This is a genomic window from Nonomuraea angiospora (genome assembly GCF_014873145.1).
GTDB classification, from domain to species: Bacteria; Actinomycetota; Actinomycetes; order Streptosporangiales; family Streptosporangiaceae; genus Nonomuraea; species Nonomuraea angiospora.
In genome coordinates this window covers 7,107,776-7,132,607 of the sequence record NZ_JADBEK010000001.1, presented here as the reverse complement: position 1 = coordinate 7,132,607, position 24,832 = coordinate 7,107,776, and the positions used below count along the sequence as shown (strand labels likewise).

The window sequence follows — 24,832 nt, the reverse complement described above, 5'->3', positions numbered from 1 at the left end:
TCGCCCCAGGCGACCTACTGAGGAGTGATGCCGAGCCGGATCCGGACGGACAGTGCCAGCACGCTGGCGATCTCGCCCCAGCGCGGCCGGGGGTTCACCTCGTCGGGTACCTCGCCGGACATGTCCATGAACTCGGCCACCATCTCCTCCTCGCGCTCGGCGCGGTAGGAGGCGGGAAGTAGTCGCAGGACGTGGCGGTAACGCTGTTCGAGCAGGAACGCGGTCACGCGGCGCCTCCGGCGGCCCTGGCTCGCAGGCGGGTGATCGCCACGCCGGCGGTGTCGGCGAGTCGGGTGGCGTCCTCGTGGAGGGCGCGCGCGCCGGAGTCGGTCAGCCGGTAGTAGCGGCGCAGTCGCCCCTGCTGGACCTCCTCGCGGTCGAGTTCGACCAGCCCTTCCGCGGCCAGCCGGTCGAGGACGCCGTACAGGGAGCCGATCTTGAGCTGCACCCGCCCTCCGGAGAGCCGGTCGACCTCCTGGACGATGCCGTAGCCGTGGCGCGGCTCGGCGTTCCGCCCGCGGCCGTAGGTGTGGCAGAACAGCCGGTCCGGGCTGGTGGGGGCATCCGGGCGCAGCCACGGGGACACATCGGCGGCCAGCACGATCCGGCCACCGGCCGTGCGGGGCAGCGGCAGGGCGGCCAATGCCCGCCGCAGTCTGCCGATCTCGATCCGTCCGTGGTTGATCGCGTCATGCAGCGCGCCGTGCCCGCGCCGATGCTCGGGCACCAACGCCAGCCCGACCAGCGTCCGTACCGGCCCGTCGGCGCATACCACCGCGTCGACCAGCTCGAACCGTTCATCTGGCCGGGCCGTCAGGCAGCCGTGCAGGACCTCGCGAAACTCCGACAGCTCGCTCAGCGCCTCAACGTGAGAGCCTTCCCCGCCAAGCGCTGGGACACCGGCTGCCGCGCGTGCCAGCATGGAAGTCGCGGCCATCGCCTCCTCCTCGCTCTTCATTGCTCGAAGCTCGCGCGCCTGGGGGTCAGGGATCGGTGGATCCTGTTCGCTTGCTCCCGCGAAGGGATGCCTCCTTCGCCGCATCCCCGGCCGTTACTGGATGGGGACCTGGAGGTCGCGGAACGGGCCGATCTTGACCTTGAGGGTGTCGGCGGTGTCGGGCAGGGCGAAGAGGTTCCAGAACTCGCGGGTCTGGCCCGGTGCGAACTTCTCGGTGCTGAGGCGGACGCCGGAGACGTCCGTGCACGCGCAGTAGGAGTCCACGCCGTTGTCGGTGGGGACTTCCAGGCGGCCGGGCAGGTACTGGCGGCGGGCGGCGACGTCGGTCACGCGGACGTTGCTTGCGGCCTGATACTTGTACGCCTCCCAGTCCTGGGTGTGGTGAAGGTCCCTGAACCAGGTCTCGGCCGATCCCTGATTGGTGATCTTGTAGGTGAGCAGGCCGAGGCCGCCGGGCAGTCGGCGCAGACCCGAGACTTCCATGGCGATGGGCTGGCCGTCGGCCCTGGTGGTGCCGGTCAGGCCGGTCGCGCCGGGAGCGGTCGTGGCCACCGGCGCCTGGACAGTGGGCTGAGGTTTGGGGAAGGTGACCGTGACGCGGCGGTTGCGGCGTTTGCCCTCATCGCTGTCGTTGTCGTACAGCGGGCGGCGCGAGCCGTACCCCTTGGCCTGGAAGCGGATGCCGTCCCTGGGCACCAGTGCCGACAGGGCGCGCTGTACCGCCTGGGCGCGGCGCAGCGACAGTGGGTCGTTGATGGCGTCGTTGCCGGAGGAGTCGGCGTGGCCCGCCACCGTCACCTCTGTGGCGGGGGAGGAGTCGATGAGTTCGGCCGTCCGGGCCATGATCGACTTGGCTTGGGTGGTGAGGGTGGCCTTGTCCACCGCGAACAGCACGTCGGAGGAGAGGTTGACCTGCAACTCCTTGCCGTCGTCGGCGGTTTCCTCTGATTTGTCCAGGGATTCGGAGGGGAGGATGAGGCGGCGGGTGACCGGGGTGACGGGTTCGGCATCGGGGTCGGGGAAGTCGCCGGGCGGGGCTTCGTCGCTGATGGGCACGTTGAGCATCGGCGGGCCCACGGGGGTGACGACGGTGGTCGTCGCAGGGTTGCCCGACGGTGCGGGCAGCACCGCGTAGACGGTGATCGACTGGCCGGGGTCGATGAAGCGGCCGAGGCCGTCGCGGTCCCGGTCGCTGCACAGGCAGGGGAAGCCGGCGGGTTGGTACGGCAGGAGCCAGGTGCGGGCCTGCGCGTCGAGGACGCCGATGCCGGAGGCCCACCTGATCTCGCCGAGGGGGCGGGTGCGGTCGCCCATCTCGCCGGGCCAGGACAGGTGCTTGTCGGTGCCGGTGTTGGACAGGCGGATCTGGGCGATGAGGTGTTTGCCCTCGACACGGTTGAGGCCGATGACCTCGACCTTGAGGTTCTCGGTCATGGTGCTGCGGGTTTCGGCCAGGGCCGGTCGGGTGTCTTGATCCGATGCCGTGGGGGTGGCGGGCGGAGCGCTGGTGGCGGGGGCACTCGACGTCGGCGCGGTGATGGCGGGCGAGGGCGCGGCTTCCTTCTTCGGCAGCACCCCGCACCCGGTCGTGGCCAGCGTGAGTACGGCGGTCAGGGCCAGCATCCGGCGAGGCATGGGGGGAGATTGTGTCATGTCCGAAAATAACAGAGCTTGGTCATGGTCCTCGACTTCGATTGATGGGGTCGGTGGCAAGCGGCCGGTGGCCCGTGACCGGCGCAGTGCCTTGCCCGCCTTCTCTACCTCGTGCCGCTTGGCGGCGGGCGGCCCACGACGCTCGCCCGCGGGCGGGCTTGGGCTTGCCGGTATGGTTCGCGTACTCCAGCTCACGAGGCGTTCGTCGCTCGGCTTCAGGCGTCGGGGATCCAGTTTCCGTGGAAGCCCAGCGGGACGCGCACGGGCAGGTGGATGCGGGCCACGGGCGCTCCTGTGAAGTCCTGGGCCGAAAGGATCACCAGGTCGGAGGCGCCCCGCTCGGGATCGGCGACGTAGGACATCAGGTAGCCGTCGTCCTCCTCGCCGCGGCCGGACGGGTTGGCGACGAACGCCGCTTCCCCGACGGCGGCGTCGCGTGCGAAACCGTGCACCTCCGTCGTGCCACGCCGCAGGTCGTGTTTGACGAGTGCGTTGGTGAACGCCTCGTCGGGGTGCGGGCCGTCGGGTGTGAACGGCACGCCGTACATCGGGCTCACCGCGGAGTAGCCGTAGCGGTGCGGGCGCGAGGCGAACGCGTCGTTCACTCGGGGGAAGTCCTGAGCCCGGTCGTCGATGCGGCGCTGGTCCACCCTGCCGCTCGCCGGATCGATGGTCCAGCGGTCGAGCGTGGGCGAGATCGCGCCCGGATCGGCGACGTCGACCGGCCCCTCGGACCTGATCAGGTCGACCGTGATCGTGGAGCCGTCGTCGTAGGCGTTGAGTATGTGGCTGACATAGAAGGACTCGACCGGCAGCCAGCGGATGTCACCGCCCGTCCTGGGTAGCACGCCGACGCGCGCCTGGTGCCCGGGATCCCACCGGAACAGCATCGCTGTCATGCTGAACGTCAGCGGGATGTCGAACACGATGACGTAGTTCTCCGACAGCGCGAAGTCGTGCAGGAATGGGGTCTCACCGGACAGCGGGATGTCCGTCACACGGGTGACCGTGCCGGCGGGGTCGGTGACGATGTACTGCGCGAACGGCCGTCCGATCGCATAGGCGAGGGAGTGCAGGTCGCCGGTGCGCGGGTCCACCTTGGAGTGCGCGTTGGCGCTGGAGCCCTCGGGCGTGGCGGCCATCGGGCACGCTCCGATCGTGTCCAGCTCGTAGCCGAGCTCGTGAGGGAGCCCGCCGGCCTCGACGAGGGCGAGCGTGCGGCCGGCGTGGCCGATCACGTGGACGTTCGGGGACGGAGGCAGGAACGCGGGCGGCTCCTCCCCGCGCCGCAGCCGGTCCAGGGCGTCGGCGACCTCTGTCGAGCGGACCCAGCGGTTGCGGTACCACTCGGCGCGGCCGTCCCGGATACGGACGCCGTGCACCATGCCGGCGCCGAAGGCGTAGAAGTGGGTGGCGGGATCTTCCACGCCCAGCGGGTTGGGCCCCATCCGGAGGTAGCGGCCCGACAGGTCTGCGGGCAGACGGTCGGTCACGGGCAGGTCGTAGACGGTGACCTCCTCCTTGACAGGGGCGAAGTGGCCTTCGAAGTAGCGGTTGCGCCGGTCTTCGGCGGCGTTCTGCATGGTTCTTTCCTCCTGTTGGTACGGCGTACGACCGGAACGGTATCCTGCGTATAGGTGGTGATCAGCGGTTCAGCGGGCGGCAATCGATCCTGTACTAGGACACGATTCATCGCTCTCATCGCCTCCACCAGGCAGGTGACGGCGTCCTTCGCGGGGGATGGCCATACCTTCTGTACTAGGACAGCAGCCGCTTCCGGCGTGAGGAGACGATCGATCATGGACCGGCCCGGCGCTGCGCCGCCGTACCTGCGGATCGTCAGTGAGATCAAGCGGCGCATCGAGGCCGGCGAGCTGCGTGCCGGCGACCGCGTTCCCTCCACCAGGCAGGTCGCCGAGCAGTGGGGGGTGGCCCTCGCGACCGCAGCCAAGGCGCTGAACACGCTGCGGCAGGAGGGAGTGGTGGTGGCCATCTCCCGCGTCGGCACCGTCGTGGCGGAGTCCGCGCCCGGCTCGCTCCCGCCTCCTCGCGTGCCGAGCGCCCCGCAACGGAAGGAAAGGAAACGGCCCGCTTCTGCGACCGTCCACGACGGCAAGCGGGAGCGGATGGTCCGTACGGCGATCGCCATCGCGGACGCCCAGGGGTTCGACGCGGTGTCCATCCGCAGCGTCGCGACCGCGCTCGGCATCCCCACCATGTCGCTGTACGGGCACGTGCGCGGCAAGGAGGAGTTGGCCGCGCTCATGGCCGACGCCGCGTTCGGCGAGCTGGAGCTTCCGGCGACGCCCCCGGCGGGCTGGCGGGCGCGGCTGGAACTCGCGGCCCGTCTGCAGTGGCGACTCTACCTGCGGCATCCCTGGCTGCCCCGGCTCGTCTCGCTCACCCACCCGCAGCCCATGCCCAACATGCTCAGATACGGGGACTGGGGGATGGGCGTCGTGCGCGAGCTGGGGATCGAGCCGGATGCCGGCAGGCTCGTGTGGTGGGCGGTGTCCAACTACGTCCGGGGGACGGCCACGAACCTGGAGCCGCAGGCCGAATCGGAGCGGCATACGGGCCTGTCCACTGGGGAGTGGTATTCGGCCCACCTGCCGAGGTTCCGTGCCGGCCTGCCCTCCAGCGCTCTCCCCGCGCACGTGGCGCCCGCGACCTTCGACCTGACCGGGTTCTTCGAGAGCGGCCTGCAGCTCCTGCTGGACGGGGTCGCCGTGCTGATCGGCCGGCAGCGCCTGTCGTAGGAACGCGCTTCGCGCGGCCCCCGTACGCTCCGCGCAATCTCGGCGTTGAACTGCACCCTCGGGGACGGAGGCGACTTGCGGGCAACGATCGCAACCTATAGGTTGCCACTAAATAGCAACCTATAGGTTGCGAAGGAGGGTGGGGCATGATTTCGGACGCGATCGAACGTGTGGTGGTACTGCGACACCCCATCGAGCGGGTGTGGGCCGCGCTGACCTCCGCCGAAGGGCTCTCGCGGTGGTTCGGCTCGGCAGCGGAGATAGATCTGCGGCCCGGCGGGCGAGCGTTCTTCCGTTGGGACGACCTCGACCAGGAATCCGTCGCCACGATCGCCGTGGTCGATCCACCACACCGTTTCGCGTTCCGGTGGGCCATCGAGGGCCTGCCGGGGTACGGCACACCCCAGACGCTCGTGGACTTCACCCTGGAGCCGGTGCCGGACGGCACTCGGCTACGCCTCGTGGAGAGCGGGTTCGCCCAGGCCGCCGACGATGCGGCCCGATCCGCTCACAAGGCCAACAGCCAAGGATGGGACACGGAGCTCGTCGACCTGGAGACCTACCTCGATGCGGCCGCCTGATGCAGAACGGCAGGCCGTCGCGGTGTTCGCGGCACTCACCGATCCGACGCGGCGGGCGCTGCTGGAGGAGCTCGCCCGGGCGGGTCCCGCAACCGTCACCGACCTGGCGCGGCGGTTGCCGGTCAGCCGCCAGGCGATCGCCAAGCACCTCGGCCAGCTCGCCGAAGCGGGCCTGATCAGTTCCGGCGAACCCGCCGGCCGTCGCCATCCCTACCGGCTGGAACCGGCCGCCATTCACACAGCCCAGGTGTGGCTGGCCATGCTCGCCCACAGGTGGGATGACCGGCTGGCCGCGTTGGAACGCGCACTGGACACCACTGACATGAACCAAGGAGTCCCGCAAGAATGAGCGAGCCTGAATTCACGGCCGGCCTGAACATCGCCATGAAGATCCCCAAGGCGCAGTACGAGGCCACTGTGGCTTTCTACCGCGACACTCTGGGCTTCGACGTCAAAGAGGACGACGTCTCCTACGCTCCGACCGTCTCGAGAACCCATTCGGTGCGGTTCGGCCCCAATACGCTGTGGCTCGACTGCGTCGACAACTACAGCCGGCCCGACCTGTGGCTGCAACTCCACACCGACGACCTGGACGCAGCGACGAGGAAGCTGGCCGGCATCGGCATCCACCCGTGTGACGAGGTGGAGCCCCTGGAGAACCTCGATTCCAGAACCCACTGGATCAAGAACCCGGCCGGTGTCGTACATCTGCTCGCGGAGTCCAGCCGATCCTGATGTCCTGGCACAGCTACTTCGTGCAGACCAAGGTCGGGAGCATGAACGGCGACCTCTGAATGACCAGGACCGTGTGGTGATCTCAGCAGCTCGAAAAACGCTGGAGAAGCTCATCCCGCCCGTGGCCGCCGGCTGACCGCCTGTAGAGCAGGGCCTTCAGCGGTTCATGGACGTCGGTGGCAATATCGCTGGCTCTGCTGAGCTGGATGAGGCTGTCAATCCCGGCCCGGTTCAGGTCGACCGTGGAGACCCCATCCGCATACGCCGCTGATCCCGCCTCGCGCGCAAGTTCGGGCAGGAACCCGGCCATCTCGTGGAGCCATCGGGCCGCCGGCGGGGCGAACGCCTCAGGGGCGGTACCCACCGAGTCGAGCAGTGCCGCTTGGCCCCGCGACACGGCCAGCGACGGCCGGCCCTGCTCGTCGAGGCGGACGGTGGCAAGGAGCCCACCTGTGGGCGCGGTGACGGTCCAGGCGCCGGCAGGGGTGGTGGGGTGTGGATCATCTGCCCCCAGCAGGACCGGCCGGGACGGGCAGGCGGCGCCTCAGGTGGACGGCGAGCGCACCGGCGCACAGCAGGGCGAGCAGCAGCGTCGTCGGCAGCCCAGTGAACGGGCCCGCGAGCGCGGCCTCGCCCATCAGCGGGCTCGCCTTCGGCTGGCTCAGCAGCACCATGGCGAGCACCTGCGGGCGCCCGTCGTTCACCACAAAGACCTGGCTCGCCAGCCAGAGCGGGGTGGCGTGGAAGGCCATCGCCGCCCACAGGTTGCCCGACGTGAGCGTCAGCAGCGCCGCCAGCACCGACCAGAGCACCAGGTTGAGCGCCAGCACCCAGTGGAACCGATGCAGCGGCGTGATCAGCATCAGCGGCCCGACGAAGTGGAAGAGCGCGAACGCCGCCGACGAGACGGCGACGCCGGCCGTCGTGCCCCAGCGTGCCGTGCCGGTGCGCAGCAGCCAGCCCCGGTACAGGATCTCCTCGATGGCGATCATGCCGATCCTGGACAGGTAGAACATCGGCAGCAGGTACAGGGCGGACACTCCTGCGGCCGAACCGGCGAACGTGTCCTCGATCCGCAGGTTCCCCATGGCGTACTGCAGAGCCAGCCAGCCCGCGATGAATGCCGCGCCCAGCCCGAAGCCCGCCGCGTGCCACCGCCATGCGGTCCGGCCCCATGGCAGGCCGAGCGAGGCGAACGGGCGGCGCTCGTAGAAGCGCAGCCACGCCCACAGCAGGAGGAAGATCGGCGCGTGGCCCGCCACCGTCTGAAGGAGCGTGACCACGGCGATCAGCGGCCCCGACGGCGCCGCCTCCGCGAACGGCCGGGTCAGCAGCGCAGCGAGCGCGATGCCGGCGACGACGCCCGCGGCATAGATGAGTTGTGCCAGCAAGACGGCGAGCAGGGGATGAGTGTCACGAACGGAACGTGCGGCTGTCATGGGGCCGAACGTATTGACATGGTGCCCCCGCACGGATCCAGCTCGCGGCCCATTCCGGGACGATCTCGGGATGTGCCGGAGGTCATGTTCGGCGCATGATCCTGCGGACGGGCAGCTCCCCGGTGTTAGCGTGAGAGCGTGGCGGCAGGCGATCACTGGACGCACGGCACAGGGAAGAGGGCCCCGTACATCCTGAGCGCCTTGTTCGCCTGCGCGGACCTGCTGCTGCTCTGGAGCACGGTGGAGGCGGCACGCACGGGGCTCTGGCCGTGGGCGTACTGCGTGCCGCCTGTGCTGATGGCGGCGCTCTGGCCGTTCCTGCACTGGGAGCGCGGGGCCGGAGCCGGACGCCGGGCGCTCAGCGTGGTGTTCCTGCTGACCGCGCTGATCGGGCTCGGGATCGGCAACGGGCTGACCGGCCTGCCGCTGATGGCGGTCACGATCGTGCACGCGGTGTGCGTGTTCGGCTTCGGCGGCGGGGTCACGCTCAGCGCCTTGATGACGGCGACCGCGATTTGGGCTCACCTGCTGGCCGGACGGGAGCTCGCGCGGGCTGTGACGGAGGCGGTCGTGGTGGGGGTGTTCGCGGGCTGGGCGCTGTTGACGGCGCGCATCCTGCTGGGGGCGCGGCGGCGTGCCTCCGAGACCGAACGCCTGCTCGGCGAGCTCACCGAGGCCCACGCCGAGCTGCGCCGGTACGCCGCCAGGGTGCGCGAGCTGACCGTGGCCGAAGAGCGCGCCCGCATGTCCAGGGAGATGCACGACTCCGTCGGCCACTACCTGACCGTGATGAACCTGGGCCTGGAGAACGCCCGCCGTTTCCGCCAGACGCGGCCCGACGAGGCGTGGGAGGAGGTGGCGCAGGTGCAACGGCTGACCATGGAAGCGCTGGCCGACACCCGGCGCTGGGTGCGCGCACTCAAGCCGCTGGCCCTCGAAGGGCGGGCCGGGCCCGCGGCCATGGAGGAGCTGGCCAGGTCATTCGGCGGGACGGGCATCGAGGTCGCGTTCCGTGCGCACGGGACCCGGTTCGCGCTGGCGGAGGAGGCGGAGCTGGCGCTCTACCGGGTGCTGCAGGAAGGGCTCACGAACGCCGTGCGACACTCAGGGGCCAGGCGCGTGGAGGTCGTGCTGCGCGCCGACGGAGATCAGGTCGAGCTGACCGTGACCGACGACGGGCGGGGCGCCGACGGGGACCCGCTGGAGGCCGGGCGCGGGCTCGCGGGCCTGCGTCACCGCGTTCTGGCCCTGGGCGGCAGGCTCAGCGCGGAGTCCGGCCCGGCCGGGGGGTTCACGCTGCGGGCAGAGGTACCGGTCAAGGTGGAGGTGGATGCTTGAACGTGCGGGTGCTCATCGTGGACGACCAGGTCCTGATGCGCGAGGGACTGCGCAAGCTGCTGGAGATGGAGGACGGCATCGAGATCGCAGGGGAGGCCGCCGACGGGCTGGCCGCGCTCGACCTGCTCGCCTCGATGGCGCCGGGAGCGTTGCCCGACGTGGCGCTCGTGGACGCCAGGATGCCGCGAATGGACGGGATCGAGCTGATCCGGCGGCTGGACGTCCCGTCGATCATCCTGACCACGTTCGACGACGACGACTACATCTTTGGCGGGCTGCGCGCGGGGGCCAGGGGTTACCTGCTCAAGGACACACCGCCGAACGAGCTGGTCGCCGCCATCGGGAAGGCGGCGCGGGGCGAGATGGTGCTCGGCGGGGTCGCGGCCGAGCGGGTGGTGGCCGAGCTGCACAGGGCGCCGGCCGCGCCGGGCCCCATGGCGGAGCTGTCGGAACGCGAGCACGAGGTGGCGGTGCTCGTGGGCGACGGCGCTACGAACAGGGAGATCGCCAGGCGGCTGTTCATCACCGAGGGCACGACCAAGAACCACATCTCCAGCATTCTGCGCAAGCTCGGCCTGCGCGACCGCACGCAGCTCGCCATCCACGTGTCGAAGCACCGCGTGCAATGAGGACAGCGTGCAATGAGGTATGGCCGGCCCACACGGTGAGCTACCGGCTCAGGAGCACGGCCGATCATCATGCCGCACGCGTTCGCCTCTCTTGGCGGCCGGAACTCGCGCATGCCAGTACAGCCCTCGCGGGGTTATGACCTGGGCGGATGTAATTACCGGCAGGCGCAGGCGCGGTGTCGCGGAACCGAGCCTGCATTAACGCCTACCTGAGGGGCTGGAGGACATAACCCACGTGCACGCGATCCGTGCCGAAAGACACTGGACCATTTCGCAGGGCTGGACCAGGCCATTAACCGGTCATCAGTGGTGGAGGTCATCGCGACGTCTCAGATCCAGCCTTCTTCCCACGCGCGGTGGGCGGCGGCGTGGCGGGAGCTGACGCCGAGCTTGCTCATGGCGGCCGACAGGTAGTTGCGTACGGTGCCCGGCGCCAGATGGACCTGGTCGGCGATCTCCCTGATCGAGGCGCCGGTGCGTGACGCCCGCAGCACCTCCAGTTCGCGGTCGCTGAGCGGGCAGTCGCCCTCTGTCAGCGCGGAGGAGGCGATGTCGGGGTCCACATAGCGTCGCCCGGCCGCGATGTTGCGGATGATCCAGGTCCAGGACGGCGATGTCCGGGCGCTGCTCCAGGGCCAGGCGTACGGCGTCGGTCGAGGTGGCGGCCTCGGCGGTGACGGTGAGGTCGTCCTCCAACTCCAGCAGCGCGGCCAGCGCGCCCCTGATCAGAATAGGGCGGCCGCGTTCTTGGCACCCACAGGCGACCTGCGCGTCCCGCACTTCATCGGCCTGCACTCCATCCAGGGGTTCGTGCTCACGGCGCTCGTCCTCGCCGCCCTCGCGGCCCGGGTGGGCCGGCTGCGCGGCGAACGCGTCCGCGCCCAGTTGGCCGGAGTCGTCATCTTCGGCTACGGCGCCCTGTTCGCCATCACCGCCTGGCAGGCACTGCGCGGCCAGTCGGCCCTTCGCGCCGAGGCGGCACGCCGCAGCGAACGCGTCCGCCGGAGCAGGGCGGCGCGCCGCGATGAGCGGGTGCACGGCGGCGATGCGCCTCCGGCCGGCACGCTGCAGATTCATGCGCTGATCGGCGCCAGGGGAAGGCACGGATCAGGCCGGGGTCAGTGAGCCGTTCCGGGCGATCGGTCAAGCACACGCCGGGCGGCGGGTCGGCTCGCTCCAGTCGACCCGGCCGTACGACGAACCGGGCGGGTCCGGCGCCCTGTCTGGCCAGGTCGTCGAGCCGTTAACCTGGGCAGATGCCGGAGACGCTCGCCAGTCTGGTCGCCAAAGGCGATCTCGGCCTGACCCTGCGCGCCGGGCGCGGCGACGTCGTCGTGCGCTGGGCGCACATCAGCGAGCTTCTCGACCCCACCCCATACCTCGACGAGGGCACCCTGTTGCTGACGACCGGGCTGAGCCTGGGGCGCACCAGCAGCCAGTGGCCCGAATACGTCGAGCGGCTGGTGGGCGCGGGAGTGCCCGCGCTGGGGTTCGGGGTGGGGCTGCGGCACGCGATCGTCCCGCCGACGCTGGTCGAGGCGGCCGACCGGCTCGGGGTGAGCGTGGTGGAGGTGTCGGAGCCGACGCGGTTCAGCTCCGTGGTGCGCGCCGTGACCGACGGGATCGCCGCCGCCGAGCGGGCCGCGCAGACCTCGGCGATGGAGCGCTACCGGATCCTGGTGAAGGCGGCCCTGACGGCTCCCGCGCACCGTTCGATCGTCACCAGCCTGGCGGCGCACCTCGACGCGTGGGTACTGCTGCTCTCGCGCGAGGGTCACGTGCTCGCGGGCGCTCCCGACCACGCCCGGCGCAACGCCGAACGCGTGCGGCTGGAGGTCTCGCGCACCGGCTCCTGGCATTCGGCGATGTTCGACCTCGGTGACACCCGGGTCACCCTGCTGCCGGTGAGCGAGCCGGCCCGGCCCGCGGGCGTGCTCGCGGTCGGCAGGCCGGATCCGCTGTCCGGGCACGATCGCGGCGTGGTCGACCTCGCCGTCGATCTGCTCTCGCTGGAGGTCGCGCGGGCGGCGGAGCTGCTCGCCAGCGAACGCAGAGAGCGGGCCACGGTGCTCGCCCTGGTCCTGGCCGGCCGGTACGCCGCGGCCGAGCAGGCGGCCGAATCGCTGGGCATCCCGCTCCCCGAGGGGCTCGTCCGCATCGCCGTCGTCACCGCCGACCCGGGGCACCCCGGCGACCTGCTGGTTGCGCTGGAGAACGAGCGCAGCCTGCAGATCGTGTCGGCGCTGGTCGCGGGCGATGCGCGGGGCCGCATGGTGGTGGTGCTGCCCGCCGTGGAGGGGCACGTGGGCGTGCTCCAGTCGGTGCTCAGCTCCGTCAAGGGCGGCCGGGGCGTGATCGGCGCGGCCGTCGAATGGACCGACCTGGCTCGTGTCTGGCCGCGGGTGGCCGCGCTCGCCGACACGGTGCCGGCCTCCGCGCCGTACACGTTGCTGACCACCAGGGACGTCGCCGACGTCGGGCTGCTGGCGCACGTCGGCCCGGCCGAGGCGGAGGGATGGGCGATCGCGATGCTGGCCCCGCTGGAGAGCGAGGAGGCCCGCAGGATCGACCTGCTCGGCACCGTGCGCACCTTCCTGACGCACAACGGCAACACGGAGGCTGCCTCGGCTGCGCTCGGTGTCCACCGCCGGACGCTCACCTACCGGCTCGGACGCGCCGAGACGCTGCTGGGCAGGCGCTTCTCCGACCCGGGACTGCGCGCGGAGTTGTGGATGGCGTTCACCGTACGGGACAGGTGAGTTAACCGCGAATTACGCGAATGGCGCAAACAGCTCGCGCGGTTGCCCGGATCGCGGATGGGGCGGGCGTGCCGTCGTGACACATCCTGGCCTGAGCCGACGTCACCCCCAAAGCTCGCAGGAGACCCGCATGTCCCTCACCTCCGCAGGCCCCCCGGCGCTGGAGGTCTCCTTCACCGACGACCCGAAGGTCGTCAAGGAGGCCGCCACCGAGGACTACTCGAACCATGTCGTGCCCAGGTCCTGGCGATCCGGCCGATGGTCGCTCGCCATGGCCTGGTGGGCGCTGTTCTCGGCCATGTTCTGGCTCTACGTCGCCGTGGCCGCGGCGGACGCCGTCGGCACCCCGGCGACCATCGTCGGCATGGTGCTGACGGTGGCCACCTTTGGAGTCGTGAACCTGGTCCTGTCCAGGTACGCCGCCCGCACCGGCCTGACGGTCGCGCTGCTGTCGCGGCGGCTGTTCGGCATGCTGGGCTCGGCACTCGCACCGCTCATCTTCGCCGCGACCGCGCTGTACTACGCGGTGTTCGAAGGCTCGATCGTCGCGGTGGCCTTCCAGCAGTACTTCGGCGGCGCCATCGAGATCTGGTACCTCGTGGTCGTGGCGTACGCGCTGCCGCTGGTCATCGGCGGCGTGCGGACCTGGCTGGACAAGCTCAACGGCGTGCTGCTGCCGCTGTACGTGGTCGGCCTGGTCGCCGTGGTGATCGCGGCGACGGTCCAGCGGGGCTACCCGCAGGACTGGCTTCAGTCGGCGGCGCCGAGCGGCCCGCTGCCCGGCTGGCTCACCGCGTACCTGATCTACATGGGTGTGTACATCATGATGATGTACACCGTGGACTACGCCCGCTTCGGCCGGGCGGAGGACCAGAAGTTCCACGGTACGGTCACCTTCGGCTGGGTCTTCTACGCCTTCACCTTCGCCGTCAACGGCCTGATCGGCATCTATCTGCTGCGCGCCTGGGACATCGCGGGCACCGAGACGGGTGTGGTCACCGCGTTCGTCAGGTCGCTGGGCTTCGCCGGCGTACTGGTGATCTTCGTCTCCCAGACGCGGATCAACACCGCCAACTACTATCTCGCCTCCACCAACCTGGACGCGTTCGCCACGCGGGTACTCCGGCTGAGGCTGCCGCGGGCCGTCTGGACCGTCGTGGCAGGCGTGCTCGCCTACCTGTTCATGCTGACCGACGTGCTGAGCTACCTGCTGCGCGCGCTCGCCTGGCAGGGCGTCTTCGTGACCGCGTGGGTCGCGATCGCGATGGTGCACATCGCGGTGCGGGGCGCGGACCGTGACGGCCTGCCCGAGTTCCGGCCACGGCGGCTCAAGCCGGTGACCGCGGGCGCGGGGGCCTGGCTCGCGGCCTCCGCCGTGGGGATCGTGCTCACCGAGCAGTCGGCCAGCCCCGTGCTCGCGCAGCTCGCACCGCTGATCACCGTCGCCGTCGCCGCGGGCCTCTACTACGCCGCCCTGGTCACCGCCCCCGGCGCCGTACGGCCTGCCGGGGAGGACCCGCGAGACGAGGTCGAGGACATCTGGGAGGCCCGCATCAGGTGCCACTCCTGCGACCGGTCATACGTGGCCGTGGAGATGGACCGCGACCCGAACGCGGGGGGAGCCGCCGTCTGCTCCGCCTGCGCCGCCGACTCGACCGCTCCGGCCGGTGCCACCGCGCCGGCCGGCCGCTGAGAGAGGAACCATGACCGCCATCATCAACCGCCGTCCGGCCGAAGGAGACCGGCCGGCCATCGTCTACCGGGCCGCCGGTGACCGCCACGTCCTCGTCGAGTACGGCGAGATGGCGCTCGACCTGGAGCTGAACTTCTTCGTGACCGCCGTCACGGCCCATCTCGCCGAGCATCCGGTGCCGGGGCTGGTGGAGGCCGCACCGGGCTTCCGCTCGCTGCTGCTGCACCACGAGCCCGCGATCATCGACCGGAAGGCGCTCATCGACGCGGTCGACGAGGCGCACCGGGCGCAGCGGTCGGTACGCTCGCTCGTCCTGCCCAGCCGGTTGATCACGCTGCCGATCGCGTTCGACGACTCCGAGAGCCGCGAAGCGGTCCGCCGCTACGCGACGACCATCCGGCAGGAGGCGCCCAACATCCGCGACAACTCCAACATCGACTACATCGTCGAGTACAACGGCCTGTCCGGCCGGGACGCCCTGTACGCGGCGGTCACCGGCACAGAGTGGTGGAACGCGTACACCGGCTTCTTCCCCGGCCTGCCGTTCATGTTCCCGCTCGATCCGCGCAACGCCATCACCGTGCCGAAATACAACCCGACCCGCACCTGGACGGCGGAGGGGGCGGTCGGCATCGGGGGACCCTGCGTGGCGATCTACCCGGTGGAGGCGCCGGGCGGCTACCAGCTGTTCGGCCGGACCGTACCCGTCTACGACGTCCTGGCCAGGCACGAGGTGTTCCGCGACGATCCGATCCTGATCCGGCCGGGCGACCGGGTGCGATTCGAGCCCGTGAGCGAGGACCAGCTCCTGGCGGCCCGCAGGGACGTCCTGGAGAACCGCTACGAGTACGTGATCGAGAACGACCAGTTCTCGGTCACCGACTACCTCGCCCGCGCCGCCGAGGTGCGCGCCGAGGCCGACACGCTGCGGTCCGCCCGCGAGGCCGCCGCGGCCAGAACGGAGGTGCCGTGATGACCGACTCGCACGCGGTCTTCGACATCGTCATGCCGGGGCTGCAGACCCTGGTCCAGGACTACCCCGGCCGCCGCGGCCTGCAGTCCAAGGGCTTCTTCCCCTCCGGGCCGATGGACCACGTGTCCTTCCGCATCGCCAACGCGCTGGTCGGCAACGAACCGGGGGCGCCCGCGCTGGAGATCCCGATGGGCCGGCTCACGTTGCGTGCCCTTGCCGAGACCTGGGTCGCCGTCACCGGGGCCGAGGGCTCGGGCCTCCGGCTGAATTCCAGGCCCATGCCGCTGGGCGAGACCGTCCGGGTGGTGCCCGGGGACGAGATCGCCTGCTCGATCGTCAAGGGGCCGGGGTTCCGGCTGTACCTGGCGGTGGCGGGTGGCATCGACGTCCCGATGGTGATGGGGTCGCGGGCGACGTACACCATGGGCGGCATCGGCGGCGTCGAGGGCCGGGCTCTGGTGAAGGGCGACGTCCTGCGGGCGCGGGCGGTGACCGCGCCGCCACCGCGGCTCCGCGTGCCGGCGTCGCTGCGGCCCGCGCTGGCCAACCTTTGGGAGGTGGAGGTGATGCGCGGCCCGCACGCGGACCCCGACTTCCTCACCGAGCAGGACTGGAAGGATCTGGTCGGCCGGGAGTGGAAGGTCGATCTCAACTCCAACCGCGTCGGCACCCGGCTGGAGTCGCATCGCTTCCAGTGGGCCAGGCCGTCCGGCGGGGTCGCGGGCGGGCACCCGTCCAACGTGCTGGACGGGAGCTACCCGATCGGCGGCATCAACACCAACGGGGACGTGCCGGTCATCCTCGGGCCCGACGGCCCGACCGCGGGCGGCTTCACCGTGATCGCCGCCGTCGTCCAGGCCGGACTGTGGAAGGTCGGCCAGCTCCGTCCCGGCCGTGACCTGATCCGCTTCCGAGAGGTGTCGCTGGACGAGGCGCTGGCGCTCGCCGCCCGCGTCGACTACACGACCGACCCGCACCACTACGAGGAGCTTTGATGCCGCGCGTGGACCTCAACTGCGACATGGGCGAGAGCTTCGGCCGCTGGAGCCTCGGCGACGACCTCGGCATGATGCCGTACCTGACCTCGGTCAACATCGCCACCGGCTACCATGCGGGGGACCCGCCGACGATCCGGCGCACGGTGGCCGCCGCGGTGCGGCAGGGGCTGGCCATCGGCGCGCATCTGGCCTTCCCCGACCTGATGGGCTTCGGCCGCCGCCGCATGATGATCCCGGCCGAGGACCTGGAGGACTACTGCCTCTACCAGCTCGGCGCCCTGCAGGCCTTCGTGCGGGCTGCCGGCGGCCGGCTGGCGCACGTCAAACCGCACGGCGCGCTGTACGTGATGGCCTCGGAGGACCCCGCCGTCGCGGCCGCGATCGCCCGGGCGGTGGCCAAGGTGGACGCGTCGCTGCCGCTGATGCTGCTCACCTCCGCCGCGGCGGACGCCGTGGCCGCCGAGGGGGTGCGGCTGGTCCTGGAGGCGTTCCCCGACCTGCACTACGACCGTACGGGGAAGCTCGTCATCGAGCCGGTCAAGAAGGCGTGGGACCCCGAGCTGGTCGCCCGCCGCGCGGTCCGCATGGTGCTGGAGCGCAAGGTCGCCGCCGACGACGGCACCGAACTCGACGTGGACGCGGTGTCCCTGTGCCTGCACGGCGACGCGCCCAACGGCCCGGAGATCGCCGAGGCGGTGCACAGGGCGCTGACCGGCCACGGGATCGAGCTGGCCCCGCTGGCCGTGCTGCTCGGCAGCTCAGCGGAGGGAGGCCGCCGATGATGGAGTCTCTGCTGGTCGCCAACCGCGGCGAGATCGCCCGGAGGATCATCCGCACCGCGCGGCGGCTCGGCCTGCGCACCATCGCGGTGTACAGCGACGCCGACGCCGACCTGCCGTTCGTCCGCGAGGCCGACGAGGCGGTGGAGCTCGGCCCCGCGGCTCCCGCCGAGTCCTACCGCAACGCCGAGAAGGTGCTGGCGGCAGCCCGCCGTACCGGCGCCGAGGCCGTCCATCCCGGCTACGGCTTCCTGTCGGAGAACGCCGGCTTCGCCCGCGCCGTCCAGGAGGCTGGACTGGTCTGGGTCGGTCCCGCGCCGGACGTCATCGAGCTGATGGGCGACAAGATCAACGCCCGGAACGCGGTCGCCGCCGCCGGGGTCCCGGTCGCGCCCGGCACCCCGGAGCCGGTGGCGGGCGAGGCCGCCGCGCTCGAAGCCGCGGCGGCCATCGGCTATCCCCTGATGGTCAAGGCCGCGGCGGGCGGCGGCGGCATGGGCATGGCCGTCGCCCACGACGAGGACGACCTGCGCAAGCAGTACGCGGCCGTGTCCGGATTCGCCGAGCGGTTGTTCGGCGATCCGGCGATCCTGCTGGAGCGCTACTACGCCGGCGCACGGCACGTCGAGGTGCAGATCCTGGGTCTCGCTGACGGTGCCGTCATAGCCCTCGGAGAGCGCAACTGCTCGGTGCAACGGCGCAACCAGAAGCTCGTCGAGGAGAGCCCGTCCCCCTGCCTGGACCCGGACCTGCGCGAGCAGATGCTCACCGCGGCCGTGCAGGTGGGCAAGGCCGTCGGTTACCGCAACGCGGGCACCGTCGAGTGCCTGGTGTACGGCGAACCGGGCGCCCAGGGGTTCGTCTTCCTGGAGATGAACACGCGACTGCAGGTCGAGCACCCGGTCACCGAGGCGGTGTGGGGCGTCGACCTGGTCGAGGAACAGCTTCGTGTCGCGGCGGGCGAGCCGCCGTCGATGGACCTCACCACGCTGCGCCCGCGCGGGCACGCCATCGAGTTCCGCGTGAACGCCGAGGATCCAGTGCGGTTCCTGCCCGGCCCGGGGACGATCAACGCCTGGAACGAGCCGTCCGGCGACGGCATCCGCGTCGACTCCGCCTACGGGCAGGGCAATCGGGTCACCCCCGCGTACGACTCCCTCATGGCCAAGCTGGTCGTGCACGCGGGCACCCGGGAGGACGCGCTCGCCAGGGCACGGGACGCGCTGGCCACCTTCACGATCGCGGGTCCGAAGCAGAACCTGCCCTTCTTCACCGAACTCCTCGACGAACCCGAGTTCGCCGACGGCTCGTACAGCACCGCGCTGGTCGCGCGGATGCGCGCCACCCCAAGGAAAGGAAGCTGAGATGGGCCAGCAGATCACGTCCGACCTGGCGGCCAACGTCTGGAAGGTGCTCGTCTCCACGGGCGACAGCGTCGCCGCCGGCGACACGCTGGTGATCCTCGAATCCATGAAGATGGAGATCCCTGTCGAGGCCGAGACGTCCGGCGTCGTCACCGCGCTGCCCGTCAGCGAAGGTGACGTCCTGGACGAAGGGGATCTGATCGCGGAGATCTCCTGACAAAAAGTTCCACGAGTGTGCACTTCGACACAGACGCGCGAGCCTGACCGCCGCAGAGTGGACTCGAAAGGCCAGACGTCCGAACGACGGAACAACGGGCCGGGCGACGCACTCTGACAAGCAGGCCCGCCGTCACTTCATGAATCACGGAACCATGACGTCGATCACCGGGAAGGCGGCCCTGACGACCGCCGCCCTCCTGAGTCCCCTGCTCGCGACCGCGTCGGCCAACGCCGCTCCGGAAGAGCGCGGCGCCGGACCCCAGGCCACCAGCGCTCAGTCGGCCGCGCCGCGTTGGACGCGCAAGGACGGCTTCGACACCGCCTACCACCCCCAATGTCGCGGCTGGCAGCGCCACATACCGCCCTACAAGAAGGGCCGGTACATCAAATCCAGCAGGCAGCTGCACTGCAACAAGGGCGGCTGGGGCCGGCACATGTCGATCACGACCACGCTGCAGCAGTACCGGGGCTTCGGCTACTGGCGAACCAAGGCCACCCGATCCGCCAAGGACAGCAACGCGACACCGGCCTTCACCATCAAGCAGGACGTGCGCTGGAAGTGCTCGGGCGGTAGCCAGCTTTACCGCATCCAGACGAAGCTGCATGTGTTCTCGGTCCTTCGCGGCAGTCAGTCGATAACGTTCCACGACAAGGTTCATTACCGGCGCATCAGGTGTTGATCTGATCGTGGAAAGACACGGCCCTGGTCCCTCGTTGCGGCCAGGGCCGCTCTGATCCGAGACGCTGCGCGCCCGGGCTGATCGACACCGTTCTGAACTCTCAACTGCTCAACCAGGACGCCGATCCACTGGCGTTCGCGCCATCTGACGAACTACGGCTCAACATGACCACCGCGCCCACCAACCGACCGAACCGCTTCGGCCTACTCGGCGGGGACATGCAGGGTTTCCCCAACGGCCGTCGACTCGGCGACGACGTCGGCGCCATCACCATCCGAATGCTCATGGGAGAACCCGCCGGCCCCAGCCCGTACGCCTGCACGCCTTCGCCGAGGGGCCGGATCTTCGGAAGGTGAGGGAGGCCGGGCAACGTCCCTCGACGCCTGCGTGACCGATCGCGGTTTGCAAACGCGAGCGAAAGCTCGTATATTTTTGCGAGCAATCACTTGCATATGCGGACTGTTCGAAGATGAGGGTAAGGGCGATGAGCAGTTATGTTGGGCGCCGTTCGCTGCTGGCCGGAGCAGCCGGGATGGCCGGCGTGGCGGGGATGGCGATGGCGCAGGCGGCTCCGGCCGCGGCGGCCACGGGCAGGCGGTACGAGGGCAAGGTGGTGCTCGTCACCGGCGCCACCTCGGGCATCGGCAGGGAGGCCGCGATCGCCTTCGCTGGCGAGGGTGCCAAGGTGGGCTTCTGCGGACGGCGCGAGAACCTCGGCTGGCAGGTGGAACGGGAGATCAAGCAGAGCGGCGGGGAGGCCACTTACATCAAGGCCGACGTACGCGACCCCCGCCAGCTCCAGACCTTCGTGGACCGGGTCGTGCGGACGTACGGCGGGTTGCACGTCGCGATGAACAACGCGGGTGTCCAGCACCGCAAGTACCTCACCGACATGACCTTGGCGGAGTGGGAGGACACGCTGGCCACCAACTCCAGGGCCGTGTGGCTCGGGATCAAGTATCAGGCCCCCCACATCAAGGAGTCGGGCGGCGGGGTCATTCTGGTGACGGGCTCGGCCAACGAGTTCGCCACCAGGCCGTACGCCGGCGCGTACGCCGCCAGCAAGGGGGCGGTGACCGGCCTCGTGCGCTCGGCCGCCGTCGAGCTCGGCGCCTCCGGGATCCGGGTCGTCGCGCTCTCCCCCGGCACCACGGACACCGCCATGGTGGACGGCTGGCGGTCCATCATGGCCCCCGACGCCAGCGACGAGGAATGGGCGGCGCTCAAGGCCGGCCCGCAACCCGGCATCGACGGGCTCAAGCGGATGGCCAGGCCGAAGGAACTGGCCACGGCGGCCCTCGCGCTGGCCTCCGAGGACATGAGCTTCCTGACCGGAGTGTCCGTGCTGGTGGACGGCGGCATGCTGGCGGGAATCTGAGCGAGGCGGCCTTGATGCTGCCGTCGGGACATCATGGCCGGGTTAGAGGAGGCCGCTCTCCGCCAGGGCGAAGAATTGGCGGGTGGCGGTATAGGCGCGGTCTGTGATGTCCTCGACGGTCAGATCGTCGGCATGTGGAACACCGACGGCAGAGGAGCAGTCAGGTAAGGCGATCGAACGCCGCCTCGACGGCTCCGGGCAGGCGCTCGGGATCGTTGCCGGCGATCCTGCGCCCGGCGTAGAAGGCGGCCAGACCGATCTCCGCGGCCATGGCTGCGGTCTCGTGCTCAGCTCCTCTGTCCTCTAGCAAGCCTCGGAGCGCCTCGGCGTACCGGCGCTGTTTGATGAGGCTGCGCGCCTGCAATTCGGGGTGACTGTCCACCAGTCGCTCGTGCCGCGCGTAGGTGTCTGGTTCGGCCGTCAAGCGCAGCATGTAGGAGACCACCACGGCGCGCACGAAGGCCAGCGCGGCCGGCATCGAGGCGCCGATCGGGCCGCCGGAGGGGATCCGTGCGGCTTCGGCCATCGCCGCATCGAGTTCGCCGACGTCGGCGAAGACGACCTCCTGCTTGTCACCGAAGTAGCGGAAGAACGTAGCCCGTCCGACCTCGGCACGCGCGGCGATGTCCGTGACCGTGACCCTCTCAAAGCCGCGTTCGTCGAACAACGCATGTGCGGCCTCGACGAGCGCTTCCCGGGCCCGCTGCTGCTTGAGCTCCCGGAGCGAGCTTGCCAGCCCGTGCTGCCGATCCATGCCGGACAGTCTAGTGAGTCCCTCATTGATGCATAATGAGATCGAATCTCATAGGATACTCAGTATCACACTGTCATCGAGGAGCATCATGAGGACACGAAACATGCTGGCCCTAGCGATAGCGCTCTTTGCCCTTGCTGCATCCTTCCCCGCCTCCGCGTCAGCTTCGAGTCGAGCTCAGGACACCAAACGGCGAACGAAGGCGCTCATCCTCGCGTTCGAACGCAAGGATCTCCAAGCCGTGTCGGCGCTCTTCGACGCCGACGCCACTCTGACGCTGCCGCTGTCATTCACCGGTCGAAGAGAGGACGCCGCCCACTTCACAGGCAAGACCGAGGTGCTGGCGTACGTGAAGAACGCCTTCACGATCATGGGACGAATCGACTTCGTCAACGTCAAGGTGAGCGTGAGCGCCGACGGCAAGGAGTCGTTCGTCCAGGCCAACGGTGACTTCACGACCGCCGACGGCCGCCCCTACCAGAACGTGTACGTGTACCACTTCGAATGGCGCGGCGGGCGAGTGGTGAAAGGGCTGGAGTACGGCAATCCGGTGACATTCTGCAATACCTTCGGCGCGCCCGGCTGCTGACCGATCCGGTCGTAGGGTTCTTGGGTCAGGACGCCGACTCCTTCGCCAGCCGGGGCCTGGTGCTCGAACCGGCGGATTGGCAGCCGGTTCGAGCACCAGGCCGAGATGCAGCGGCGGGGAGCGTGGAAGACTTGCGGCCGTCGGATATTGAGTGACTTGGAGGTCTTTGTGCACCGTGTCGAACCGCAGATCGTCTCGTCGATCTGCCGTTCTGGTTCCCTGTACCACTTCATAACTCGTCCGGTGGTACCTGATCTGCGGCTTTGACCTCCAGAGGCCACGCGGGCAAGATCGCGTTCTGTGCCGGTGCGTCTGCTGTATTGGAGTTGGCCCGGTTTGGTGGACACCTGATCTCTGGGGAACCCTGGTTCCTGGAAGGAGTCTGCTGTGCCGAACAACTATCCTGTACCGCTTCAAAAGTCATCGCAGAGCGCTTGACCTGCAGGTCGATCTGATGCGGCGGTACGGGCAAGATCGGTTCTTGTGTCTGTCCGTCTCCTGTATATGATCATGATTCGGTTGTTCGGCTGGCTGGTGCTGCTGGGCCAAGGCGAGGCGACGAAGGACGTCGAGATCGTGGTGCTGCGGCATGAAGTGGCGATATTGCGGAGGCAAGTCGCCCGGCCGAAGCCGGACTGGGAGGATCGAGCGATCTTGGCCGCGCTATCCCGGCTTCTTACCACCCGGGTTGAGGGCTCACCGGCTGGTGACGCCGGGCACCCTGCTGGCCTGGCACCGCCGCATGGTCCGACGCCGATGGACGTATCCGCACCAGTCCGGCCGGCCCCGGATGAGCAAGGAGATCCGGGAGTTGGCGATGTGCCTGGCGCGGGAGAACCCGTCCTGGGGATATCGCCGGGTGCACGGTGAACTGCTCCGACTCGGCTACCAGGTCAGCGACGCGACCGTACGCCGGATCCTGCTGAGCCGGTGGGTCGGCCCGGCTCCACGAGACGCCGACACCCCGTGGAAGACCTTCCTACGCACCCAGGCGAAAGGACTGCTGGCCGTCGACTTCTTCCACATCGACACCATCTCCTTGAAGCGCTTGTACGTGCTGATTGTCATGGAAGTCGCCACCCGGCGCGTGCATATCCTCGGCGCGACCGCCAACCCCACCGGAGCCTGGACAGCCCAACAGGCCCGAAACCTGCTCATGGACCTCGGCGAGCGGCCCGGCTCGTTTCGCTTCCTCATCCGTGACCGAGACACCAAGTTCACTGATGTCTTCGACGCGGTCTTCGCCGGCGTGGGCGTGACGGTGGTGAAGACGCCGCCGCGGACGCCGCATGCTGATCTACAACGAACGGCACCTGCGGTTGGTGCTGACCGGGTACGCAGCTCAGCGAGGTAGGCCGTCCGGCGAGGTGCCAGCGTGCTGGTCCTTTTCCGGACGGCCCCCTCCCGAACCCGCCGTGCCCGTTTCCGAGCAACGGGCTCTCCAGTGATTGCTGCGTGGTTGTCGCGGTGGGGTGTCGTCCATGGATGGTGTCGTGGCAGGTGGCGCATACGATGAGGGTTTTCGTCGCCGTTTTGCCATGGTTTCCATCCATGGGGGCTGTGGCCTTCCCGGTTTGGTGAGGTCTGCGATCTTCCGGACCTGGTGTACTTGCACCTCGCCTTGGTGATCGCAGGATTCGCATCGTCCGGTCAGGAGCCGGTTGATGAGTTCCTTGTGCCGGACGATGCCCGGGACCGGTTTGCGGTCCACCAGTACCGCGTTTCTCTTCTTTTTCGGTGGCTGTCCACCGAACCGTGCGACCAGAGGTTTCCTGCCGTCGCGTTCGACGCGGGCCTCAAAGCAGGTACGGGTCCCGTCGGGTGTATCGATCTTGGCCTTGTAGCGGGCCGCCATCTTCGACACCGTCGAGGCGTGCTTGCAGGCCAGCGTTTTCAGCAGTGCGGTTTCCATGACCCACCGCACCCGGCTCAGCTTGTAAACATCGCCGGCCAGCAGGTAATAGTTGACCAGACCCCGGTATTCGGCTCCGAAGGTGTTGACGATGGTGTGGTCACTCTCGTTCACCAGTTGGGACCGGTGCGCGGGTTTACCGCCTTTGAGGTAGGGGCTGGTCTTGGCCTTGATCACCGCCGTGGGCACCTGCAACGCGATACCGCCGTTGATCGACCGCTTACCACGGGTGGCTTTGCGATCGGCGTGCTGGACGGTGATGTCGTAGCCGAGGAAGCGCGCTGCGCCTGTTCGGGCGTGCGTGATCAGGGTTTTGTCCGCGGACAGTTCCAGTCGGAGTTCATCGCGCAGGAACTGGGTGAGACGGGCTTTGATCTGCTCGGCCTCGGCTTTGGGACCGGTGAACCCGAGGATCTGGTCGTCTGCGTATCGGCAGTAGCGCAGCCGCCGGTAGCCGGGATCGTCAGGATCCCCGCTGGGCAGACAACGCTGCTGCTTGCGCAGCTGGCGCAGGGCGGCGCGGTCACCGCGGCGGCGGGCCCGTGCCATCTCGCGCACGACCTGTGTGTAGGCACGGTTGTGTGCTCTGCGTTTACCCCGGGTGTGTTCTGGTATAAGAGCTGTTTCGACGAACTTTGCGCC

At 69.5% G+C, this 24,832-nt stretch carries 27 protein-coding genes and 1 pseudogene; 19 read left to right on the top strand and 9 right to left on the bottom strand.

Going from position 1 to position 24,832, the window contains the following annotated elements; translation table 11 throughout:
- Positions 1 to 14: 14 nt before the first annotated feature.
- The 4 genes from H4W80_RS32265 to H4W80_RS32250 form a co-directional block, all read right to left on the bottom strand.
- Entirely contained in the window at positions 15 to 227 is a 213-nt protein-coding gene (locus H4W80_RS32265) for a hypothetical protein (RefSeq protein WP_192788522.1), read from the bottom strand.
- The gene (locus H4W80_RS61315) at positions 224 to 937 is read right to left on the bottom strand and encodes a transposase (RefSeq protein ID WP_225963791.1); all 714 of its coding nucleotides are present in this window, start codon (positions 935 to 937) and stop codon (positions 224 to 226) included. The genes H4W80_RS32265 and H4W80_RS61315 overlap by 4 nt, the downstream gene beginning before the upstream one ends.
- A gap of 114 nt (positions 938 to 1,051) precedes the next feature.
- Positions 1,052 to 2,593: an OmpA family protein gene (locus H4W80_RS32255; protein WP_192788521.1), complete on the bottom strand. Its 1,542-nt coding sequence runs from the start codon at positions 2,591 to 2,593 to the stop codon at positions 1,052 to 1,054.
- Positions 2,594 to 2,826: 233 nt separating this feature from the next.
- Entirely contained in the window at positions 2,827 to 4,194 is a 1,368-nt protein-coding gene (locus H4W80_RS32250) for a carotenoid oxygenase family protein (RefSeq protein WP_192788520.1), read from the bottom strand.
- 216 nt (positions 4,195 to 4,410) lie between these two features.
- On the opposite strand from H4W80_RS32250, the gene H4W80_RS32245 reads away from it, so the two are divergent.
- The 4 genes from H4W80_RS32245 (at position 4,411) to H4W80_RS32230 (ending at position 6,686) form a co-directional block, all read left to right on the top strand.
- The gene (locus H4W80_RS32245; RefSeq protein ID WP_192788519.1) at positions 4,411 to 5,370 is read left to right on the top strand and encodes a GntR family transcriptional regulator; all 960 of its coding nucleotides are present in this window, start codon (positions 4,411 to 4,413) and stop codon (positions 5,368 to 5,370) included.
- Between the two features lie 146 nt (positions 5,371 to 5,516).
- Positions 5,517 to 5,951 (top strand): SRPBCC domain-containing protein, encoded by a 435-nt coding sequence (locus H4W80_RS32240; RefSeq protein ID WP_192788518.1) that lies wholly within the window; start codon positions 5,517 to 5,519, stop codon positions 5,949 to 5,951.
- Between the two features lie 22 nt (positions 5,952 to 5,973).
- The gene (locus H4W80_RS32235; RefSeq protein WP_318787165.1) at positions 5,974 to 6,300 is read left to right on the top strand and encodes an ArsR/SmtB family transcription factor; all 327 of its coding nucleotides are present in this window, start codon (positions 5,974 to 5,976) and stop codon (positions 6,298 to 6,300) included.
- Positions 6,297 to 6,686, top strand: coding sequence for a VOC family protein (locus tag H4W80_RS32230; RefSeq protein WP_192788516.1), 390 nt, complete (start codon positions 6,297 to 6,299; stop codon positions 6,684 to 6,686). Before H4W80_RS32235 ends, H4W80_RS32230 begins: the two co-directional genes overlap by 4 nt.
- An 82-nt stretch (positions 6,687 to 6,768) precedes the next feature.
- Here the strand turns inward: H4W80_RS32230 and H4W80_RS32225 are convergent, their stop codons facing one another.
- Both H4W80_RS32225 and H4W80_RS32220 read right to left on the bottom strand, forming a co-directional pair.
- Complete coding sequence (locus tag H4W80_RS32225) at positions 6,769 to 7,083, bottom strand: imine reductase family protein (RefSeq protein ID WP_337960006.1); 315 nt, start codon at positions 7,081 to 7,083, stop codon at positions 6,769 to 6,771.
- A gap of 103 nt (positions 7,084 to 7,186) precedes the next feature.
- Positions 7,187 to 8,125 carry a CPBP family intramembrane glutamic endopeptidase gene (locus H4W80_RS32220; protein WP_192788515.1) on the bottom strand — a complete coding sequence of 313 codons (939 nt, stop codon included), beginning with the start codon at positions 8,123 to 8,125 and terminating at the stop codon, positions 7,187 to 7,189.
- 138 nt (positions 8,126 to 8,263) lie between these two features.
- Here H4W80_RS32220 and H4W80_RS32215 point away from each other — a divergent pair, with 138 nt between their 5' ends.
- Complete coding sequence (locus tag H4W80_RS32215; RefSeq protein ID WP_318787164.1) at positions 8,264 to 9,463, top strand: sensor histidine kinase; 1,200 nt, start codon at positions 8,264 to 8,266, stop codon at positions 9,461 to 9,463.
- Entirely contained in the window at positions 9,460 to 10,092 is a 633-nt protein-coding gene (locus H4W80_RS32210) for a response regulator (protein ID WP_225963789.1), read from the top strand. Before H4W80_RS32215 ends, H4W80_RS32210 begins: the two co-directional genes overlap by 4 nt.
- A 329-nt stretch (positions 10,093 to 10,421) precedes the next feature.
- Here the strand turns inward: H4W80_RS32210 and H4W80_RS32205 are convergent.
- Positions 10,422 to 10,806: pseudogene (locus H4W80_RS32205) on the bottom strand (response regulator transcription factor).
- A 33-nt stretch (positions 10,807 to 10,839) separates the two neighbouring features.
- Here H4W80_RS32205 and H4W80_RS32200 point away from each other — a divergent pair.
- The 11 genes from H4W80_RS32200 (at position 10,840) to H4W80_RS32150 (ending at position 20,935) form a co-directional block, all read left to right on the top strand.
- Positions 10,840 to 11,217 (top strand): hypothetical protein, encoded by a 378-nt coding sequence (locus H4W80_RS32200; RefSeq protein WP_192788514.1) that lies wholly within the window; start codon positions 10,840 to 10,842, stop codon positions 11,215 to 11,217.
- Positions 11,218 to 11,348: 131 nt separating this feature from the next.
- The gene (locus H4W80_RS32195; protein WP_192788513.1) at positions 11,349 to 12,851 is read left to right on the top strand and encodes a helix-turn-helix domain-containing protein; all 1,503 of its coding nucleotides are present in this window, start codon (positions 11,349 to 11,351) and stop codon (positions 12,849 to 12,851) included.
- 130 nt (positions 12,852 to 12,981) lie between these two features.
- Positions 12,982 to 14,544: a purine-cytosine permease family protein gene (locus H4W80_RS32190; protein WP_225963788.1), complete on the top strand. Its 1,563-nt coding sequence runs from the start codon at positions 12,982 to 12,984 to the stop codon at positions 14,542 to 14,544.
- 10 nt (positions 14,545 to 14,554) lie between these two features.
- Entirely contained in the window at positions 14,555 to 15,517 is a 963-nt protein-coding gene (locus H4W80_RS32185) for a carboxyltransferase domain-containing protein (RefSeq protein ID WP_192788512.1), read from the top strand.
- Complete coding sequence (locus H4W80_RS32180; RefSeq protein ID WP_225963787.1) at positions 15,517 to 16,512, top strand: 5-oxoprolinase subunit C family protein; 996 nt, start codon at positions 15,517 to 15,519, stop codon at positions 16,510 to 16,512. Before H4W80_RS32185 ends, H4W80_RS32180 begins: the two co-directional genes overlap by 1 nt.
- Positions 16,512 to 17,297, top strand: coding sequence for a LamB/YcsF family protein (locus H4W80_RS32175; protein ID WP_192788511.1), 786 nt, complete (start codon positions 16,512 to 16,514; stop codon positions 17,295 to 17,297). The genes H4W80_RS32180 and H4W80_RS32175 overlap by 1 nt, the downstream gene beginning before the upstream one ends.
- Positions 17,294 to 18,658: an acetyl-CoA carboxylase biotin carboxylase subunit gene (locus tag H4W80_RS32170; RefSeq protein ID WP_192788510.1), complete on the top strand. Its 1,365-nt coding sequence runs from the start codon at positions 17,294 to 17,296 to the stop codon at positions 18,656 to 18,658. The genes H4W80_RS32175 and H4W80_RS32170 overlap by 4 nt, the downstream gene beginning before the upstream one ends.
- Position 18,659: 1 nt before the next feature.
- Positions 18,660 to 18,875, top strand: coding sequence for a biotin/lipoyl-binding carrier protein (locus H4W80_RS32165; RefSeq protein ID WP_192788509.1), 216 nt, complete (start codon positions 18,660 to 18,662; stop codon positions 18,873 to 18,875).
- 154 nt (positions 18,876 to 19,029) lie between these two features.
- The gene (locus tag H4W80_RS32160; protein WP_192788508.1) at positions 19,030 to 19,557 is read left to right on the top strand and encodes a hypothetical protein; all 528 of its coding nucleotides are present in this window, start codon (positions 19,030 to 19,032) and stop codon (positions 19,555 to 19,557) included.
- 23 nt (positions 19,558 to 19,580) lie between these two features.
- Positions 19,581 to 19,913, top strand: coding sequence for a DUF4331 family protein (locus H4W80_RS32155; protein WP_192793859.1), 333 nt, complete (start codon positions 19,581 to 19,583; stop codon positions 19,911 to 19,913).
- 128 nt (positions 19,914 to 20,041) lie between these two features.
- A complete protein-coding gene (locus H4W80_RS32150) occupies positions 20,042 to 20,935 on the top strand; it encodes an SDR family NAD(P)-dependent oxidoreductase (protein WP_192788507.1) in 894 nt (297 codons plus the stop codon).
- A 160-nt stretch (positions 20,936 to 21,095) separates the two neighbouring features.
- On the opposite strand, the gene H4W80_RS32145 is transcribed toward H4W80_RS32150, so the two are convergent.
- Positions 21,096 to 21,689, bottom strand: a complete 594-nt coding sequence (locus H4W80_RS32145) for a TetR/AcrR family transcriptional regulator (protein ID WP_192788506.1) — start codon at positions 21,687 to 21,689, stop codon at positions 21,096 to 21,098.
- 103 nt (positions 21,690 to 21,792) lie between these two features.
- On the opposite strand from H4W80_RS32145, the gene H4W80_RS32140 reads away from it, so the two are divergent.
- A complete protein-coding gene (locus tag H4W80_RS32140; protein ID WP_192788505.1) occupies positions 21,793 to 22,278 on the top strand; it encodes a nuclear transport factor 2 family protein in 486 nt (161 codons plus the stop codon).
- 790 nt (positions 22,279 to 23,068) lie between these two features.
- The gene (locus tag H4W80_RS32135; RefSeq protein ID WP_192788504.1) at positions 23,069 to 23,632 is read left to right on the top strand and encodes a transposase; all 564 of its coding nucleotides are present in this window, start codon (positions 23,069 to 23,071) and stop codon (positions 23,630 to 23,632) included.
- Here the strand turns inward: H4W80_RS32135 and H4W80_RS32130 are convergent.
- Entirely contained in the window at positions 23,621 to 24,739 is a 1,119-nt protein-coding gene (locus H4W80_RS32130) for a group II intron reverse transcriptase/maturase (RefSeq protein WP_225965490.1), read from the bottom strand. The two genes, H4W80_RS32135 and H4W80_RS32130, sit on opposite strands and share 12 nt — an antisense overlap.
- Between the last annotated feature and the right edge of the window lie 93 nt (positions 24,740 to 24,832).